The 17,027-nt window shown below is 64.6% G+C and carries 13 protein-coding genes, 2 tRNA genes and 1 rRNA gene; 5 read left to right on the forward strand and 11 right to left on the reverse strand.

Annotated elements, in window-relative coordinates; all coding sequences use genetic code 11:
• Positions 1–22: 22 nt before the first annotated feature.
• Entirely contained in the window at positions 23–274 is a 252-nt protein-coding gene (locus JY500_RS07165; RefSeq protein WP_172205107.1) for a hypothetical protein, read from the forward strand.
• Positions 275–315: 41 nt separating this feature from the next.
• Here the strand turns inward: JY500_RS07165 and JY500_RS07170 are convergent, their stop codons facing one another.
• The 11 genes from JY500_RS07170 to JY500_RS07220 form a co-directional block, all read right to left on the reverse strand.
• Positions 316–2,484 carry a ferredoxin gene (locus tag JY500_RS07170; protein ID WP_206255744.1) on the reverse strand — a complete coding sequence of 723 codons (2,169 nt, stop codon included), beginning with the start codon at positions 2,482–2,484 and terminating at the stop codon, positions 316–318.
• Between the two features lie 13 nt (positions 2,485–2,497).
• The gene (locus JY500_RS07175; RefSeq protein WP_172205102.1) at positions 2,498–3,481 is read right to left on the reverse strand and encodes a thiamine pyrophosphate-dependent enzyme; all 984 of its coding nucleotides are present in this window, start codon (positions 3,479–3,481) and stop codon (positions 2,498–2,500) included.
• A complete protein-coding gene (locus tag JY500_RS07180; protein ID WP_206255745.1) occupies positions 3,478–5,379 on the reverse strand; it encodes a 2-oxoacid:acceptor oxidoreductase subunit alpha in 1,902 nt (633 codons plus the stop codon). The genes JY500_RS07175 and JY500_RS07180 overlap by 4 nt, the downstream gene beginning before the upstream one ends.
• On the reverse strand, positions 5,376–6,893 hold the full coding sequence (gene gltA, locus JY500_RS07185; RefSeq protein ID WP_206255747.1) for an NADPH-dependent glutamate synthase: 1,518 nt from the start codon (positions 6,891–6,893) through the stop codon (positions 5,376–5,378). The genes JY500_RS07180 and gltA overlap by 4 nt, the downstream gene beginning before the upstream one ends.
• Positions 6,894–6,927: 34 nt before the next feature.
• Positions 6,928–7,788 (reverse strand): sulfide/dihydroorotate dehydrogenase-like FAD/NAD-binding protein, encoded by an 861-nt coding sequence (locus tag JY500_RS07190; RefSeq protein WP_183638480.1) that lies wholly within the window; start codon positions 7,786–7,788, stop codon positions 6,928–6,930.
• A gap of 221 nt (positions 7,789–8,009) precedes the next feature.
• The gene (locus tag JY500_RS07195) at positions 8,010–8,888 is read right to left on the reverse strand and encodes a LysR substrate-binding domain-containing protein (RefSeq protein ID WP_206255748.1); all 879 of its coding nucleotides are present in this window, start codon (positions 8,886–8,888) and stop codon (positions 8,010–8,012) included.
• 15 nt (positions 8,889–8,903) lie between these two features.
• Complete coding sequence (locus tag JY500_RS07200) at positions 8,904–9,755, reverse strand: sulfurtransferase (protein ID WP_206255750.1); 852 nt, start codon at positions 9,753–9,755, stop codon at positions 8,904–8,906.
• Positions 9,752–10,108 (reverse strand): SpoIIAA family protein, encoded by a 357-nt coding sequence (locus JY500_RS07205; RefSeq protein ID WP_172205089.1) that lies wholly within the window; start codon positions 10,106–10,108, stop codon positions 9,752–9,754. The genes JY500_RS07200 and JY500_RS07205 overlap by 4 nt, the downstream gene beginning before the upstream one ends.
• A 95-nt stretch (positions 10,109–10,203) precedes the next feature.
• Complete coding sequence (locus tag JY500_RS07210) at positions 10,204–11,067, reverse strand: DMT family transporter (RefSeq protein WP_206255752.1); 864 nt, start codon at positions 11,065–11,067, stop codon at positions 10,204–10,206.
• 16 nt (positions 11,068–11,083) lie between these two features.
• Entirely contained in the window at positions 11,084–12,184 is a 1,101-nt protein-coding gene (locus JY500_RS07215) for an anhydro-N-acetylmuramic acid kinase (RefSeq protein WP_246479819.1), read from the reverse strand.
• Positions 12,181–13,392, reverse strand: a complete 1,212-nt coding sequence (locus JY500_RS07220; protein ID WP_206255754.1) for a M23 family metallopeptidase — start codon at positions 13,390–13,392, stop codon at positions 12,181–12,183. The genes JY500_RS07215 and JY500_RS07220 overlap by 4 nt, the downstream gene beginning before the upstream one ends.
• Before the next feature lie 173 nt (positions 13,393–13,565).
• On the opposite strand from JY500_RS07220, the gene tyrS reads away from it, so the two are divergent.
• The 4 genes from tyrS to JY500_RS07240 all read left to right on the forward strand — a co-directional run bounded on the left by tyrS (position 13,566) and on the right by JY500_RS07240 (position 16,973).
• Positions 13,566–14,762, forward strand: coding sequence for a tyrosine--tRNA ligase (gene tyrS / locus JY500_RS07225; protein ID WP_206255755.1), 1,197 nt, complete (start codon positions 13,566–13,568; stop codon positions 14,760–14,762).
• A 424-nt stretch (positions 14,763–15,186) separates the two neighbouring features.
• Positions 15,187–16,717: ribosomal RNA gene (locus tag JY500_RS07230) — 16S ribosomal RNA — on the forward strand.
• 66 nt (positions 16,718–16,783) lie between these two features.
• A tRNA-Ile gene (locus JY500_RS07235) sits at positions 16,784–16,860 on the forward strand.
• Between the two features lie 37 nt (positions 16,861–16,897).
• Positions 16,898–16,973 (forward strand) — tRNA-Ala (locus tag JY500_RS07240).
• Positions 16,974–17,027 lie beyond the last annotated feature (54 nt).

Genomic DNA, 17,027 nt, shown 5'->3' on the forward strand with positions numbered 1-17,027 from the left:
ACAGCATCGGTTGAACCTATCCATGTTTGCATTCGCCATCATCTTCGCCATCTCCGTCGCGCTGGCGGCCGGGGTGGCGTTCATGTTCCGCAGGAACCCACGCAAGTGGTATGGCCATATGCTTTGCCACGCATGCGGATATCGCTGGAAAACGAGAAAGCCGACGCCCTCGAAGAAATGCGGCAAGTGCTGGGACGAGAACGTCGTTCCAGTGAGTGAAGCCGAGCCGATGGGCATGAAGTCCGGCGACACGCTCAGCACACGCCGCGCCTAGCAAACAGGTTTGCCTGCCGCCGCAAGGCGGCGCTGCGCGCACTAGCGGAAGGGCTCCGCCCTGGCCAGCAAGGCCTCCAGATCCGGCTCGTTGGGGTCACGCGGGGCGCCCGGATGGATGATCGCGACCTGGCAGCTCTCCGCCGCTTCAACCAGTTGCCGATAGGTGCCGGCAGTGATGTCCTTGATGTAGGCCTGCTTGTTGGCGTCGTACGCAAACATCCGCGGGTTGATGTTCTGGCACTCGTTGCAACTGGGGCATCGGGCGGTCTCGATCCAGGCTTCGTCGCGGGAATGTTCGGATGCTGCCGGCGCTTCCGGTTCCGGGGCTTCTGGCGTCGCTGCCGGCGGTGTCGCGGGTGCTTCGGCTGAAGGCATCGGTGCCGGAACTGCACCGGCGAGGATGCGTTCGGCGTAGGAGTCGTGCACGCCGGCGTGTTCCTGCAAGCGGCGCCACAGCAGCAGGCAACGGCGGGTTGCCTGCATCAAGCGTGCGTCAACGATCACCCGTTGCAGGGTGTCGGTTTCGTCGACCGCCAGCAGGTAGGGCGCGTGCTGGCTGGCGTCGGCTTCATCGAGCGCGAGCCAGTCGGCCACCGGCAGCATGCCGTCGTGCCAGTCGCTGGGTCGGACCAGGGCGAAGTGCGCGGCATGGCGTGGGTCGCACAGCACGAAGTCCGCAAAAGTGAACGCGTGTCGCACTGATTGGCGCTGAAGGGTGTTGTCGGCGTAGTCGATGGTTTCGATCGACCAGTCGTCTTCGGCTCGCGGGTTGTTTTCGAGCGAGAAGCGGGTTGCCCAGTTGCTGCCCGCCGCGGCGTCGTAGCTGAAGGCGGGAAAGGCGCGCGACTGCATCGCCGCGGCGGCCGCGAGGTAAGGCGGCAGGCTGCCTTGACCTGCAGGGCTGGCGAACACGCTGAACAGTGCCGGCCCGGCGCACGAGACGCCGCGCATCATGCGATCGCGCAAGGCGTACAAGTTGGCCACCGCGGTCTGCAGCACGAACATGCCGCCCAGCCCCATGGCGGTGGTGGCGAGACGCGCACCGCGTACGCCGAAGGCGAAATGACCGGTGCCGATCGAGGCGTCGTCGAGCAGATCTGCGGTTTCCACCAGCACCTTCAAAGGCATCCCCGCGGAGAGCAGGTCGATCAGCATGGCGTTGTCTGCCGCGTCGTTCTGCGCCGGTGGAATGCAGACGAGGTAGTCCGGGAAGCGGGCAAGGTCTTCGGCGGTCAGCGCGTGTTCGTCGAGTGCCGCGAAGATCAGGTCGTGCTCGGTTTCGTTGTAGGCGCCGGTGATTTCAAGCTCGGCGATGCCTATCGCGCGCACCACTTTGGCCAGCGCGGGCAGGCGCTCACGGTAGGCCTGCGCGGCGGCAGCGCAATTGTCGAAGGCAAATTCGTAGCGGCTCGGCGCGTCGTCTTCCTCCCCTGGGGGGGCGAAGAAACGTTGGGTTTCAAGTGTCTTCAAGGCGTGCTCGATGCGCGCGCGGCGCGGCGCCGGCAGTTCGTCGCGCGGCACGCCCTTGCCGATCACGCGCGAGAGCGCCTCGAAGTCGAACTGCGCCTGGTGCGGCGCACCGAGGGCGGCCATCAGGCTTTGCGGCGTGCGGCCGGATTGGGAGTGGCTGTGCGCCGCGCGCAGGATGTCCGACAGTTTCTGCACCAGGCGGCTGGCGGTAGCGTGGAACTGGCGCGACTTGGCGCGGGTGGCGATGCGCCAGGCGTGGGTGAGGAGCTGTGCCGGCGCGTCCTGTGTGCAGCCGATCACCTCGCCATCGCAGGCGACTGCGCTGCCGGCGTGCATCAGCACCTGTTCCAGCGTGTCGTCCTCTGCTGCGCCGAGTTGTGCGGCTGCGGCATCCCACAAATCGCTCAGGGTGCCACGGGCGCCGCCAGACACTGCACGGCGGATCGCGGTTTCCAGCTGCAGCGCATGGCGACGCAGGCGTTCGCCTTCGAAGCCGCGCGGCGCCACCTTCTGCAACATGTCGTCGACCAGCGCGGCGAGCGTGTGCACGCAATCGCCGCCTTCGCCCTGCGGATCGAGCACCAGCGGAAAGTCGTGACGCAGGGCGTCGAGGTCGCGATAGGGCGCCAGCAGGGCAGGGCGCAGATCCGTGCCGTCGATGCTGGCGAGCGCATTGCCCTGGACGCGGCCGGTGAGGTGGAAGACCAGTTGATCCTGATGCTTGGCATGCATGTCCATCACAGGCTCCGGGTCAGGTGGCGGGCGCGGTTTCGCTGTCGGGCCACACGGTGTATTTGTCCATCTCGCGTTCCAGCCCGGCTTGTATCGCCGCGGGGGATCGCAGTTGGCCGGCGTGGCGCAGGTTCTCGTAGCGCGGGGCGTCCGGGTTGCAGTAGAGGATGCCGACCGGGATCGGGTCTTCCAGCGAGGCAAGTTGCCGCGCACGGTCGAGGTTGATCGGGTCGTGCTCGCAGTGGTTGCGGTACACCTTCGCGAGCGATGCGCTCAGCTGAATGCCTTTTGCGTGCGTCAGCATCATCGTGCGCATCGGGTCGTGCAGCCACGGGTCGAAGGACTTGGGCATGAATTCCGGGCAGCGCTGCAGCACCCGCACCAGCGAGAAGCCCTCATGCCGGTAGGCGGCATGCAGGATGTCGTAGAGCACTTCCGGCACCCAATCCACCGCCTGCGCTACGAACGACGCGCCCTGCACGCCGAGCGATACGGTCAGCGGGTTCATTGGCTCCAGCGTGGCGCCGAAGGGTGTGGTGTTGGTCTTCAGGCCACGCGGCGAGGTGGGCGAGGCCTGCTTCTTGGTCAGCCCATAGACATGGTTGTCGTGCAGCACCACGGTGATGTTCATGTTGTAGCGCAGCGCGTGGATCCAGTGCGCCGCGCCGATGCTGCAGCAGTCGCCGTCGCCGGTGCTGACGAACACGTTCAGATCCGGCCGCGCCATCTTGATGCCCTCGGCTACCGGGAAAGCGCGGCCGTGGATGCCGTGGAAGCCGTAGGTCTTCATGTAGTGCGGCAGCCGGCTGGAGCAGCCGATGCCGGAAACGAACACCGTGTTTTCCGGCGCCAGATCCTCTTCGCTGCACAGGCGCTGCATCGCGGTGAGGATCGCGTTGTCGCCGCAACCGTTGCACCAGCGCGGCACGCCGCCCTGATAGTCCTCCAGCGCATGGTGCGCCTCATGCAGCTTGATCACGCACTGGCTCAAGAGTCCGCTCATGATTCGCGCTCCTTGCGTTGCATCGCTTTCCGCACCACGCGGCAGATGTCGCCGGGTTTGATCGGCTGGCCGCGGGCCTCGCTCCAGCAATCGACATCGACCAGGAAGCGCGCGCGCAGCATCATTGCCAGCGCCGAGTAGCGGCGGTTGTCCTCGTCGATCAGTTCGTCGGTGGGCTTGTCCGACCAGTTGCCCTCGATCGTCATCACATGCCTGAAGCGCTTGAAGATCTCGCGGATGCCCGAGGGCATCGGCTGGATGAAGCGCAGGTGCATCGCCGACACCGCGAGGCCTTCCTTGCGCAGGCGGGTGACTGCTTCCTCGATCGCGCCCATCGTGCTACCCCAGCCTACGAGCAGCATGTCGCCCGAATCACCGCCAAAGACGGTGGGCGCCTTCAAGGTCTTTTGCAGCGCCGCGAGTTTGAGGCTGCGCGCGCGCAGACCCTCTTCATTGATCGCCGGGTCATAGGCGACACGGCTGTTGCGGTCGTGCGCGAGCCCGGTCAGCGTGTGCATGCCACCCGGCTGGCCTGGCTGGAAGCGGCGCGAGAGGCCGGTGACCGGATCCCAGTCGTAGGGCTTGGCACCGGGCGGGACGGGGGTCTGATCCACCGGTGGCGCGAGCCAGTCTTCGCTGAACTGAGGCCGCGGGAAGGGTTGCTGTGCGGTGGCGAGGCTGGCGTCGGAGAGCACCACAACGACCATGCCGAAGGTCTCCGCGATCTTACGCGCGGTAATGATCGAGTAGAAGCAATCCTCGATTGAGCAGGGTGCCATCACCACTTTTGGCGCGTCGCCATGGCTGCCGTAGATGGCGGTAAGCAGGTCGCCCTGTTCCACCTTGGTCGGCTGCCCGGTGCTGGGGCCGCCGCGCTGCACGTTCACCACCACCAGCGGAATTTCCGCCATCACCGCAAGGCCCATCGCCTCCTGCTTGAGCGAGAAGCCGGGGCCGGAGGTGATCGTCACCGCGCACTTGCCGGCGTAGCTCGCGCCAATCGCGAAGGCGCAGGCGGCGATCTCGTCTTCCGCCTGATGCACCAGCCCGCCAACTTTCTCGAAGACCTCGCTCAGGTAGTGCGAGGCCGAAGTCGCCGGCGTGATCGGGTACATCGCGCAGATATCCATGCCGGATGCGATCACGCCCAGTGCGATGGCGGTGTTGCCGTTCACCACGATCTGCGGCACATCGGATCGCTGCGCCGGGATGCGGTAGCGCAAGGGCAGGTTGGCCTCGCCCCAGGCGGCGCCGGCTTCGTAGAGCATCACGTTGCTCTCGATCACCTTCGCATCTTTCTTGCCGAAGATGCGCGCGATCTGCTCGCGCGCCAGCCGTGCATCGAAGCCGTACAGGTTGCACAGGATGCCCAGCACGAACATGTTCTTGCCCTTGCGCGGGTCGCTCACCAGTTCGCGGCAGCGTTCTTCCAGCGGCACTTCGTGCACATCGAAACCGTCGCGCCGCAGCGCCTCCACCGTTTCGGTGTAGGAGGCGACGATCGCCGGATCGCGGTGGCTGCGCCACATCGATTCGAGCAGGATCGTCGCGCCCGGCTTGAGCTCGCCGGCACGCACGCGGCCGATCAGCACCTGTTCGTTGAAAGCGACCACCAGTTCGGTCTGGTCGCCGCCGTTGGTGACGCGCTGCGCGCCGATGCGGATGCGGATGCCGCTGGCGCCCGCCACGCTGCGCGCCGGCGGCTGGATCTCGGCCGGGATGATCTCGGTCGTCCAGATGCCGTTACCCATGCGGGCGGCGATGGCGGCCAGCGATTGCCCGCAGCGCTGCGCGCCCTCGCCGGAATCGCTGATCACTTCGATGATGTGCTCGGCGAGCGGCACGGCGGCGCGCGATGCGGTGCTCGACGGACGATCCAGGGTGGCGGTGGCGCTCATGAGGCGGTCTCCGGCAAGTGCACGCGGGCGAAGCCGCGTTCGCGGCGCGGGATGCCGAACAGGCGTTCGGCGGGGTCGGTGGGCGCGGCGAGGTACACCGCATCGGTGTCACGCAGGCCCAGATAGGCCTTCATCGCGCGTGCGGCGCGGCGGCCGGCGCCCATGGCCTGGATCACCGTTGCCGCGCCGGTGACGATGTCGCCGCCGGCGAACACCCCGGCGATCGAGGTGGCGAGTGTGTCGTCGGTCCAGATGTAGCCGCGCTTGTCGAGTTTGAGGCCGGAGGTCTGGCCGAGGATCGGGTTGGCGTTGGTGCCGATCGCGAACACCACCATGTCGCACTCGATCTCGAATGCGCTGCCTGCAACCGGTACCGGGCGGCGGCGGCCGGAGGCATCCGGCTCGCCCAGTTCCATGCGTTCGCAGCGCATCGCGCGCACCCGGTGCTGCTCATCGCCGATCAGTTCAACCGGGCTGGTCAGCCACTGGAAGTCGATGCCTTCCTGCTGCGCATGGTGGATCTCTTCGGCGCGGGCCGGCGCTTCGGCGGCGCTGCGGCGATACACGCAGGTGACCTTCTCGGCGCCCACCCGCAGCGCAACGCGCATCGCGTCCATCGCGGTGTTGCCGGCGCCGATCACCGCGACATGCTTGCCCGGCTGCAGTGGCGTGTCGTAGGCGGGGAAGTCGCGGCCGTGCATCAGGTTGCAGCGGGTCAGCCATTCGTTGGCCGACAGCACGCCGCCGAGCGATTCGCCGGGGATGCCCATGAAGCTGGGGTAGCCCGCACCGGTGCCGACGAACACCGCCGAGAAACCCATCTCGCCCATCATCTGTTCGAGCGTGAACAGGCGGCCGACCAGGGTGTTGCACTCGAAGCGGATGCCCAGCTGACGCAGCTTTTCGATCTCCGCATCGACCACGCTGTTGGGCAGGCGGAAATCCGGGATGCCGTACTTGAGCACGCCGCCCGGTTCCTGGAAGGCTTCGAACACCGTGACCTCGCAGCCCGCCTTGGCCATGTCGGCGGCGCAGGCCATGCCGGCCGGCCCCGAGCCAACGACGCCCACCTTGTGCCGGTTGCGCTCGATGTAGGGCAGGTTGGTCCAGCCTTCGGCGATCGCCCTGTCGCCGATGAAGCGCTCCAGCCGCCCGATCGCCACCGGCTCCAGCCGCTCGCCGACGGTGCACACGCCTTCGCACTGGCTCTCCTGCGGACACACCCGGCCGCAGACGCTGGGCAGCAGGTTGGTGTCGGTGATCACGTCGTAGGCGCCGTGGAAGTTCTTCTCGGCGATCTTGCGGATGAAGCCGGGGATGTCGATGCCGACCGGGCAGCCGCGCACGCAAGGCTGGTCGGGGCAGTCGAGGCAGCGCTCGGCTTCGAGCAGCGCGTCCTCCAGCCGGTAGCCGCAGGCGACCTCATCGAAATTGGTGATGCGGATCTCCGGCGCCTGTTCCGGCATCGGCGTCCGCGCCTGCGGAATGGTGCGGATCGTCTTTCTCTTGGCCATGCTGGCCTCCTGCTCGCGGTGGCGAGAGACGGGTTCAGTGTCCGGCGCCGCCACGCAGGCGGCAGCTCTCCTGCCACGCCTCGAGCGCGGCTTTTTCGGTGGGGCGGAAGCGGCCCAGACGGGCCATCAGGTCATCGAAGTCGACCAGGTGGCCGTCGAAGTCCGGCCCGTCGACACAGGCGAACTTGACCACCTCGCCAATCTTCACGCGGCAGCCGCCACACATGCCGGTGCCGTCCACCATCACCGGATTGAGGCTGACCATGGTCTTGATGCCGAAGGGGCGGGTCGCCTCGGCGCAGCCTTTCATCATGATCGGCGGGCCGATCGCAACGACTTCGTCGATGTCGGCGTGTGCGCTGATCGATTGCTTGATGCCCTCGGTGACCAGGCCCTTGATGCCAGCCGAGCCGTCGTCGGTGCACAGGATCAGCTCGTCGCAGCAGGCGCGGAACTTGTCCTCCCAGAAGATCAGCCCCTTGTTGCGAAAGCCCAGCACGCCGATCACGTAGGCGCCGCTTTCCTTGTAGGCGCGGGCCTGCGGATAGATCGGCGCAACGCCGAGCCCGCCGCCGACGCAGATCACCTTCTTGGCTGCGCCGATATGGCTCGGAATGCCCATCGGCCCGACCAGCGCATGCAAGCGGGTGCCGACGCGGCAGTTCTGCTGCATCTCGCGGGTGGTCTTGCCGACCGCCTGGATCACCAGCGTGATCGTGCCCTTGTCGCGGTCGAAGTCCGCGAGCGTGAGCGGGATGCGTTCGCCGTGTTCGTGTTCCATCACGATGACGAACTGGCCAGGCTTGGCGGCGCGTGCCATCAGCGGATGGCGCACTTCAAGCGAGAAGGTCACGTCGGAAAAATCCGAGCGTGCGACGATTTCGAAGTCGGACATGGCACCCCCCCCGAGGAACCAGATGATCACGACCGCGCTCTGTTGGTGTTGCTGCGCGAGACCTCGCCCTTGTGTCTATGTATTGGCGCGATGGGGCGTCGGTCAGTGCCGAGACTAGTCTTGCGCGGCTGGAAAATCTTGCCGTGGATCAATCTGAGCACCATCACAGTGCGCCAGATCAAACGCTGCCTACGCAGGCCCCGCCTGGCGCCGGAGCAGCCTCAGGCGGACGGTGTGGAGTGCTGTGCCGCGCCGCAAAGCCAGCGCGCGAACGCGATCACCCACGGCTTGTCATTCACGCCCGGCGCGGCGAGCAGGTAGTAGCTACCTTGCGCCAACTCCGTCGCGAAAGGCCTCACCAATTGCCCGCTCGCCAGCAGCGGCGCGGCGAGCGTGGTGGTGGTGAGCGCGATGCCCTGGCCGGCGGTGCAGGCGTCCAGCATCAGCGCACCGTCGTCAAACCGCGGGCCTTCGGTCGGCTCGGCGGCTTGCACGCCGGCTGCGGCGAACCACGCCGCCCACGACAGCAGCGGGTGCCGGATCAGGCGGGCGTGGAGCAGGTCCGACGCTCGCTGGAGTTCGCGCGCCTGCGCCGGGCGACAGACGGGGAACACCGCCTCGTCGAACAGCTTCCAGCCATCCAGGCCCGCTGGCACCGCTTCGATGAAGCGAATCGCGAGATCGACCTCGCCGCGCTGCACCGGGTCCAGCCGTGTCGAGGTGGACAGCGCAAATTCGATTTGCGGATGCAGTGTCTGATAGGCCGCGAGGCGCTCAACCAGCCAGGCACGCCCGAAGGCGGGCGCGACCGACACCGAAAGCGCGCGGTGCCCGTCCGCATGGATGCGTTCGGTCGCGCGCGCGAGCGCATCGATCGCCGGTGCGACCTCCGCATGGTAGGCGGCGCCGGCGGCGGTAAGCGCGATGCTGCGGTGGCGGCGCTCGAAGAGCCTCAGCCCAAGGGCGTTTTCGAGTGCGCGGATGCGGTGACTGACCGCAGAGGGCGTCAGTGCAAGCGATTCCGCCGCGGCCAGGAAGCTGCCCAGGCGCGCGGCGGCATCAAAGGCTTCAAGGTTGGCGAGCGGCGGCAGCCGACGCATCGGGCGGCGTGGCGCTCAGTCGCCCTGCGCGACCGGGCGCGTCGGGTCGGCGCACCATTCGCTCCACGATCCCGGATAGAGCCGCGCGCCGCTCAGACCTGCGACTTCGAGCGCCAGCAGGTTGTGGCAGGCGGTAACGCCGGATCCGCACTGGCATACCAGCTGCGCCACGGGTCGGTCGCCAAGCCGGCTGCGCCACTCCTCGGCGAGTTGCGCCGGCGTTTTGAAGCGGCCGTCCGGCGCGAGGTTGTCGCGGAAGAAGCGGTTGATCGCGCCTGGAATATGGCCGCCAACCGGGTCCAGCGTCTCGTTCTCACCGCGGAAGCGATCCGGCGCGCGGGCGTCGACCACCTGAAACGCGGCCGACGCCAGGTTGGCCAACACATCGTCGGCGCTGACGCTTGCCACGCCCGGGCGAAGGCTCAACGTGCCGTGCGGCAGATTCAGCGGTGCATCGGTGCTGATCGGCAGCGCCGCGTCTCGCCAGGCGGCGAAGCCGCCATCGAGCACCGCCACCGCGTCATGCCCGACCCAGCGCAGCATCCACCACAGGCGCGCCGCGTACATGCCGCCAGCGTCGTCGTAGGCGACGACCTGCGTCGTCTCCGATACGCCGTGGCTTCGCATCAGGGCGACGAAGTCTTCCGCGGAAGGCAGCGGGTGGCGGCCGTTGCGGCCAGTCTTGGGGCCAGAGAGATCGTCGTCGAGATGAAGGAAGCGGGCGTAGGGGATGCGGCCACTGGCGAATGCGTCGCGGCCGTACCCCGGCTTCGCAAGGTCGTGGCGGCAATCGAACACCACCAGCGAAGGCGCACCGAGGCGCGCCGCGAGTGCAGGCGCCTCGACCAGCGTGTGCCAGGTACTCATTCGACGGTTTCTCCGGCCAGCCAGGCGCGGGCCATGATTTCGTCGTCGAACAGCCGAAGCTCGGCGTTGATCAACGATTGCTCCAGCCAGGCACCGATCGAATCGAGATCGTTGGTCGTCAGTACCGCGATGCGGCCATCCTCGTTCTTGTAGCGGCGAGCGAAGCGGTAGTCCTCGATTGCGGCGTCGAGCGTAAGGCCATTCATCTCGCGCAAATCGACCAGCGCGCGCAGCGGCGCCCCGGTGCCGATCGCTGCTTCGACCTGGGCCTCGAACTGGCGGAAATCGGCCAGCGTGAGTTCTCCGAACACGACTGCCTCGACGCAGTTGTCACGCAGTTCTGCAGTGATCATCACGCACTCCTTGTGGATGGGACACGCCCATTATCCGCGCGGGGCACGCGGCGCTTCAATGCGGGGCATCAATTTAGTGCCCGCGTCGTCGCAGTTCAGTCCGTTTCAGCCGGCGGTGCGGGTTTGCGCGAGAGCCGCCCGGCGAGCGCGCCCGACAGCACGACCGCGACGATCCCGACCAGCGCGAGCGGGTCCAGCCGCTCGCCCCAGATCGCTGCGCCAAACATCGCGGCGAACACCACCGTGGTGTAAGAAAGGGAGGCCGCCACCAGGGTCTTGCCATAGCGGTAGGCGCGCGTCATGGCGAGTTGTGCGAGTGCGCCAAAGCCGCCGACGCCAAGCAGAATGGCGGCGTCGGTGAGCGTCCATGCGCCAGCGTGTGGTTTGAACAGCGCGAACGGCAGGCCGCCTGCGGCGCACACGGCCGAGAACCAGAACACCGTGCGCCATTCCGGCTCACCGGCTTCGCCGAGCTTGCGTACGTTCAGGTAGGCCACCGACGAGAGCGCGCCGGAGCACAGCCCGAAGACCGCGCCGTACCAGAGTGCCGGGTCGATGCTGGGCTTGAGCACCATCGCCACGCCGGCCAGGCCGATTGCCAGCGCGCCCCACATGCCGCGCCGCATCGGCTCATGCGCAAGTATCGCGACAAGTGCCGCGAGCCACAGCGGCGAGGTGTAGTTGAGCGTCACGGCAGCCGCCAGTGGCAGCGTCACGATGGCCAGGAAGTACAGCACCAGCGCAACGAAGCCGGATACCGAGCGCGCAAGGTGGGTGCGCCACATCGGCGTCATCACGGGGCGTCGTTGCCATGCGATCCAGGCACCGATCAGCAGCAGCGATACGAAACCCCGCCAGAACACCAGTTCGGCTGCATTGAAGCGCGTCGCACCGAGCTTGACGCAGGCCCCCATGCAGGCGAACAGCAGGCTCGCAACGAGCATCCAGAGCGATCCCATCGGCGCCGGGATCCGTTCAGGCAGGGTAGATGGCGCCGAGCACGCGCGGCCCGCGCGCCCCCGTAACCTCAGGCAGGTTGCCCGCGCTGCCGGCAAGGCAGCACTGCGCCAGCCATGCGAACGCGAGCGCCTCAAGGTAGTCGGGCGATACGCCCAGTTCCGCTGTCGAGGCGACGCGTACGCCCGGAGCGAGCGAAGTCAGTCGCCTCATCAAGCTCAGGTTATGCACGCCACCGCCGCACACCAGCAGCGCATCAGGGCGGCCGCATTCGCGCCAGGTGGCATCCAGAATGCTGCGCGCGGTCAGTTCCAGCAAGGTGGCCTGTACGTCGACCGCCATGTGGTGACTTAGTACCAGCGTATCGAGCCAGTCGAGGTTGAATTCCTCGCGCCCACAGCTCTTTGGTGCGGGTTGGGCCAGGAAAGGGTGGGCCAGCAGAGCCTGAAGCAGATCCGGCTGCACCGCGCCCTGGGCGGCCCATGCTCCGCCTGCGTCATACGCCGTGCCCAGATGCCGCGCGGCCCAACCGTCGAGCAGCATGTTGCCCGGCCCGGTATCGAACCCACGCGTACTGCGGCCCGGTGCGAGGTCGGTTACGTTCGAGATGCCACCCACGTTGAGCACCACGCGGTGCTCGCGCGCATCGCGCAGGATGCGGTCGTGGAAAGCCGGCACCAGCGGTGCGCCCTGTCCGCCCGCCGCGATATCGCGGTTGCGGAAGTCCGCAACGACCGTGATGCCGCAACGCTCTGCGAGCAAGGCGGGTTGATTCAGTTGCAGGCTGTAGCCGAGCGCGGGCTGGTGACGAACCGTCTGGCCATGGCAGCCGACCGCCGCAACATCTTCCGCCGCTAAACCTGCGGCTTGCAGTGCGGCCTGGGTGGCATCGGCGTAGAGCGCTGCGAGGCGCACTGACAGTTCTGACGCACGGCGTAGTTCGTCGTGCCCCGCGGCATTCAGCGCCAGCAGCGCGTCGCGCAGGTCTGAGGGGTAGGGGACGAAGGCGTTGGAAACGACGCGTGGATGCGGCGTCGCGAAATCCGCGATCACGGCATCCACGCCATCAAGGCTGGTGCCGGACATCAGCCCGGCAAACAGCGTCGTTTGTTTGCTCACTCCGCGCGTGCGACGCGAGAGGTCGGCGCCGCGTCGTTCAGCTGCGCAATGATCGTCGCGCTGTGCTGGCGGAAACGCGCCAGTTCGCTGCCCGACAGCGGCGGCGCATCGGGCAGGATGACCTTGAGCGGATCCTTGTGCTCGCCGGCGACACGGAATTCGTAGTGCAGATGTGGGCCGGTAGAGGAACCCGTATTGCCCACGGCGCCGATCGTGTCGCCCTGGTGGATACGCTGGCCCTGGCGCACATCGATGCGCGACAAGTGGCCGTAGGCGGTGGTGATGCCGCCAGCGTGCCGCAGCACGATGAAATTGCCGTAGCCGCCCTGGCGGCCGGCGAATTCCACGGTGCCGTCGGCCGTCGAGCGCACGCGGGTACCGATCGGTGCGCCGTAGTCGACGCCCTTGTGTGCGCGCATCGTGCCGTAGATCGGGTGCATCCGCATGCCCATGCCGGAAGTGACACGGGAAAACTCCAGCGGCGAGCGCAGGAAGCCGCGCTTGAGGCTCTTGCCCTCGGCGGTGTAGTAGTCGCCGCGACCGCCGTTCTCGTTCCACACAGCGGTGTAGCGGTGGCCGTCGTTGACGAACTCCGCCCCGAGAATCCGGCCGGTCTTGACCGGCATGCCACGGTGGTAGAGCACTTCGTAGATCACGCGGAAATGGTCGCCGCGGCGCAAATCGCGATGGAAGTCGATCTCCGAACCGAAAATCTCGGCCAACCCGACTGCGACGGAGTCCGGCAGACCCGCTTCGTCGGTCGCGCCGAACAGCGAGTTGCGGATCTCGGCGGACTTGGCCTGGATGCGAGTGTCGAACTCAACCGCGACGTCGCGAACCACGATCGATCCGTCACGCCGCTCAACCAGCAATTGCCGATCGTTTGAACTGCCGGGCAGTGCGAGCGTCAGCACGCGGCCACCGGCCGTCATCGACGCATGCACCGTGGCGCCCGGCGTCAGGCGACGCATTGCGTTCTGCGCGAGCGTGTGGGTCCGCAGCAGATCGGCGACTTCCGGATCGTCAATATTGAGACGCTGCAGCAGCGAGGCGAGGGTATCGCCGCGCTGGATGCGGTCTTCGCGGAAAAAGGCCGCATCGTCAGGAAGAATCTCGGCTTCGGGCGAAACGAGCAGGTTCTCGATGACCGCCTTCTGGTTGATCGTCGTGGCGTCAGGGCCAGGAATGACCGCAACCGCAGCCACCATGCCGAACACCGAGGCCCCGGCAATGCCGACCCCCGACCAAAACCAGACAGGACCCTGCTCTTTAAGTCCCTTAAGCCGCGCTAGAATAGAAACTTTTGTGTGGCTCATTTGCAACTGGCCGCGCGGTTAAATGCGGGCGATAGTAGCAAATTTCACGTTTCCGGATAGAAGGCATGACAGCGATCACTGAGCAACTCGAACTCATCAAGCGCGGCTCCGACGAACTCCTGATCGAGGCCGAACTGGTCGAGAAACTCAAGACTGGTCGTCCTCTCCGCATCAAGGCGGGCTTCGATCCGACTGCGCCTGATCTGCATCTTGGTCACACAGTGTTACTAAATAAGATGCGGCACTTTCAGGATCTGGGCCATCACGTCATGTTCCTGATCGGGGATTTCACCGCGTTGATCGGTGACCCGACTGGCAAGAACACTACCCGGCCGCCGCTGTCGGCTGAGCAGGTCGTTGCAAACGCCGAGACCTATAAAGAGCAGGTCTTCAAGATCCTCGATCCGGCAAAGACCGAAATCTGCTTCAACGCCTCCTGGTTCAACGAGCTGGGTGCCGCCGGAATGCTCAAGCTCGCTGCAACGCACACCGTGGCGCGGATGCTCGAGCGCGACGACTTCGCCAAGCGTTTTGGCAACAACCAACCGATTGCGATCCACGAATTCCTCTACCCGCTATGCCAGGGCTACGACTCGGTCGCGATGAAGGCCGATGTTGAACTGGGCGGTACGGATCAAAAGTTCAACCTGCTGATGGGGCGCGAGTTGCAGAAGCACCACGGCCAGTCGCCGCAGGTTGTGCTGATGATGCCGCTCCTCGAAGGCTTGGACGGTGTTAACAAGATGTCCAAGTCGTTGGGCAACTATGTCGGCATCAACGAGCCGCCGCGCGACATGTTCGGCAAGCTGATGTCGATCTCCGACACACTGATGTGGCGGTACTACGACCTGCTGTCGTTCCGCTCGAACGCTGAGATTGGTGCACTCAAGGCCGAAGTGGCTGCTGGGCGCAATCCGCGTGATGTGAAAGTCGAACTGGCGCAAGAAATCATTACGCGCTTCCACGGCCGCGCCGCCGCGGAGGATGCGTTGGCCGATTTCGAAGCGCGTTTTCAGCGCAATACAATTCCGGACGATGTTCCGGAGGTCACCGTCGAGGTCGGCGCGGGCATGGCGATCGCCCAGCTTCTTAAACAGGCGGGTCTGACTGCGAGTACTTCAGAAGCCATGCGCATGATCGAGCAGGGCGGCGTGCGAGCCGACGGAGAAAAGTTGTCCGACAAGGGGTTGGTGGTTAACGCCGGCAGCGTGATGGTTCTTCAGGTCGGCAAACGCAAATTCGCACGCGTGACGGCTGTCTGACGGCCGAGCAGAGGTTTCTCTGCTCGGCTCTTTCCAGGGTAAGACCAAACTTGGCAGATTAATTTGCTTTGACGGTTGACGCGAAAAGGCGGGGTCGCTATAGTCTCACCTCTCTGCTGCTGACGAAGCGAAAGCAACGGCGCAGTAGGGTTTCAAGCGGTTCTGGTTGTCGCGAATGCGGCGGCGAAAATGAAAAGCTTGACAGAAAATTTTGAGTTGGTAATATAGCCGGCTCAGCACAAACGACGCAGTCGGATGTGCGCAGTAAGAAGTTGAGCAGTTTGCAGTTGATCTTTAAAAATTTGGACAACCGATAAGTGTGGGTGCTCGGTTGAAGCGAATCGAAACTTCGGTTTCGAAAAAGCAAGAGACTTGAGTGCCAATACTACATCGTCAGTGATGATGAGTTTGGCCAATTTGGATTGAACTTAAGAGTTTGATCCTGGCTCAGATTGAACGCTGGCGGCATGCCTTACACATGCAAGTCGAACGGATCTAGGGGCTTGCTCCTAGGTTAGTGGCGAACGGGTGAGTAATGCATCGGAACGTACCCAGTCGTGGGGGATAACGTAGCGAAAGTTACGCTAATACCGCATACGTCCTGAGGGAGAAAGCAGGGGATCGCAAGACCTTGCGCGATTGGAGCGGCCGATGTCGGATTAGCTAGTTGGTGGGGTAAAGGCCTACCAAGGCAACGATCCGTAGCTGGTCTGAGAGGATGATCAGCCACACTGGGACTGAGACACGGCCCAGACTCCTACGGGAGGCAGCAGTGGGGAATTTTGGACAATGGGCGAAAGCCTGATCCAGCCATGCCGCGTGAGTGAAGAAGGCCTTCGGGTTGTAAAGCTCTTTCAGACGGAAAGAAAACTTCGAGGCTAATACCTTCGGAGGATGACGGTACCGTAAGAAGAAGCACCGGCTAACTACGTGCCAGCAGCCGCGGTAATACGTAGGGTGCGAGCGTTAATCGGAATTACTGGGCGTAAAGCGTGCGCAGGCGGTTTTGTAAGACAGCTGTGAAATCCCCGGGCTCAACCTGGGAACTGCGGTTGTGACTGCAAGACTTGAGTACGGCAGAGGGGGGTGGAATTCCTGGTGTAGCAGTGAAATGCGTAGATATCAGGAGGAACACCGATGGCGAAGGCAGCCCCCTGGGCCTGTACTGACGCTCATGCACGAAAGCGTGGGGAGCAAACAGGATTAGATACCCTGGTAGTCCACGCCCTAAACGATGTCGACTAGTTGTTCGGAGGGTAAAACCTTTGAGTAACGTAGCTAACGCGTGAAGTCGACCGCCTGGGGAGTACGGCCGCAAGGTTAAAACTCAAAGGAATTGACGGGGACCCGCACAAGCGGTGGATGATGTGGATTAATTCGATGCAACGCGAAAAACCTTACCTACCCTTGACATGTCAGGAACTTTCCAGAGATGGATTGGTGCCCGAAAGGGAGCCTGAACACAGGTGCTGCATGGCTGTCGTCAGCTCGTGTCGTGAGATGTTGGGTTAAGTCCCGCAACGAGCGCAACCCTTGTCATTAGTTGCTACGCAAGAGCACTCTAATGAGACTGCCGGTGACAAACCGGAGGAAGGTGGGGATGACGTCAAGTCCTCATGGCCCTTATGGGTAGGGCTTCACACGTCATACAATGGTCGGTACAGAGGGTTGCCAAGCCGCGAGGTGGAGCCAATCCCAGAAAGCCGATCGTAGTCCGGATCGTAGTCTGCAACTCGACTACGTGAAGTCGGAATCGCTAGTAATCGCGGATCAGCATGCCGCGGTGAATACGTTCCCGGGTCTTGTACACACCGCCCGTCACACCATGGGAGTGGGTTTCACCAGAAGCAGGTAGCCTAACCGCAAGGGGGGCGCCTACCACGGTGGGATTCATGACTGGGGTGAAGTCGTAACAAGGTAGCCGTACCGGAAGGTGCGGCTGGATCACCTCCTTTCTAGAGCAAAGCAGATGCCGAGCTCCCACAACTTATCGGTTGTTCAGTAAAGACAGCGGACGTGCAGGGTCTGTAGCTCAGCCGGTTAGAGCACCGTCTTGATAAGGCGGGGGTCGTTGGTTCGAATCCAACCAGACCCACCATCAAATACTGATGGGTTCGGCTCGTACCACGGAACATGGGGCTGTAGCTCAGCTGGGAGAGCACCTGGTTTGCAACCAGGGGGTCGTCGGTTCGATCCCGTCCAGCTCCACCAATCTTGGTTACGTCAAAAGTCGCGTCATGAATGCAGATGGTGTCTGCATTCATG

The organism is Niveibacterium microcysteis, assembly GCF_017161445.1.
Classification (GTDB): domain Bacteria; phylum Pseudomonadota; class Gammaproteobacteria; order Burkholderiales; family Rhodocyclaceae; genus Niveibacterium; species Niveibacterium microcysteis.